1 protein-coding gene and 1 pseudogene are annotated in these 2,023 nt (G+C 36.8%); both read right to left on the bottom strand.

Translation table 11 applies throughout. The features are described from left to right. Positions 1–499: pseudogene (locus tag AC1DSL_RS17570) on the bottom strand (hypothetical protein); the annotation flags it as partial. A 1,308-nt stretch (positions 500–1,807) separates the two neighbouring features. Beyond that, the coding region (locus AC1DSL_RS17565) for a DUF3231 family protein (RefSeq protein WP_477533217.1) at positions 1,808–2,023 on the bottom strand (216 nt) is incomplete at its 5' end.

The raw sequence follows: 2,023 nt of genomic DNA, 5'->3' as shown, positions 1-2,023 counted from the left end.
GGTCAGTTTTTTCAGCTCTTATCTCCTGATCGGTTTTTGGGGTTGGTAGCCTGTTCAGGAATTGTTGTTCAAGTTCTTTCTTCTTCATATCCATTTCGTAAAATAATCTTTCTTCAAACTCTTTCTGCATTTTATCGAATCTACGGCCCATTTCCACCATCACTTGTGCCTCACTTAGCCCTTGTGGTTCCTCATTCTGTAAGTCAGGGAACGGTCGAACTTCCATTTGAGCTGAAAGGACATTGGAAATTGCATCTAAACTCCACTTTTGAGATCTTTTTTTCATGATGAATATGGCGATGGCTACATCTAAATCATCGTATACCTTTTTCTCAGCTACTCTTTGAATATAATGAATCCCTTTGTTCTCGAGATCTTTAAACCATTTATCGACGGTATTGTAGTGAACGGACTCTTTAACAGCTGTTACTTCTTCGTATCTTCTTTGGATTTCTTCTGTGAAGTCACTGATTTGCCAAACTGCCTCTTTCAACTCCATGTACATACCGCCTTCTTTTTAAGTATTAGTGGGCCACAAATGATCTGTGCCCCATAAATGGAACAACAGACATGTACAACATAGCACTACTGATGAATCACTCTTGCTGCACCACTCAATCACTAGCCACTTGTAGGACATTACAGAATTACATTAATGTTTCTTTTAGAATATCACTTCTATCTAGGAACAGACCCTGCTTAACCATTCATGTACCACATAACCTTTAATGATTAATCACTTGTGCAGCACTAATCATTCACGAGCCACCGGTAGATCCTCAATGGGTTACCTGTATGGTCCACTTGTAGAGAATACAACACTGATGGACCACCACGATAAATAGTTATCTAAATATGAACAAATATGAGTTATCACTTATGGTGTACGAACCAACAAGTGATGCATCATTCTTGTTTCCTTAATAAAGCACTAATCACTCGTGATTCACTAGAGGATTTGATTTTACGACCACTTATTGATCACAAACCACTTGTAGACCCCAAAGCTAAGTCATCTCATCACTAATAGACCACTCCGCAACAAATGATGCATTATTCTTGCTTCATTAATAAAGCACCAACCACTCGTGAATCATCAGATGATCTGATATTATGGCCATTTATAGACCACAAATCACTAGTAGACCCCAAACTGTTAGGTTAACTTATCACTCATGGACCACACAGCCCTTGTTGACCACTGTCTAAATCATAATATTTCRACAAAACTAAATGAATTTCCTTTACTTTCAATACAAATTTCTATATCGGATAACTTTTATTTTCATGGCGGATTATTGATTTCAGGGAATAAGATTCTATTAACTGATTTTCCGAATAGAGGAAGGGGATTTCAATTGTTGAAGAAGGAACATCCATAATTTGAATAGAATTAAGATGTATTAACAAATCAAAGGGAGAGTTACTCTTTAAACTTAAACAAATGGCTGTTGCATTCCTATTTAATGATGAACAGAATTTTTTATTCCTTCATAAAAAATCAACAATAGACCACAAAGACATTTCTCAACAAAATGTTACGGCCTCTACAAAAGAAATAATTAAACATTATTTTGATGAAGGTAAACAAACTGACCAGGCATACGTGGGTTCAATGAAGTCTTGCAATGGGGATCCTCAAATTTCTTGGACCATATTAGATTATTGGGAACTTCCAATAACAGAGTCCATCTTCAACTAACGGGGCAGTTTAGTTCAATAAGAGAATGAATGTGTAATGTTGCTTTTGACACATATTGTGAATCAATCATAAAAGGGCAATCAAAATTTGATTGCCCAAAGAATATTATTCTTTATCTGGAGAGTTTAAGTGTAGTGGTGGAGGAACAAGCCAACCTTTATCTTTGTTTAATCTTAATAGCTTTGCTCCTAGTTGTGCCTTGCCCAAATGGAACTGGCCATACATTAAAGCAATATCTTCTCTAATGCACATACCCATTGCTTGACTACATGCGACTAAACCTGCCGCGCAATCCATTGAGAGTGCAGCACTGATTTCAGG

This window comes from Paenisporosarcina sp. P4_D4, from assembly GCF_056401835.1.
The sequence above is the reverse complement of the archived record's forward strand: the minus strand, read 5'-3'. Positions and strand labels throughout refer to the sequence as shown.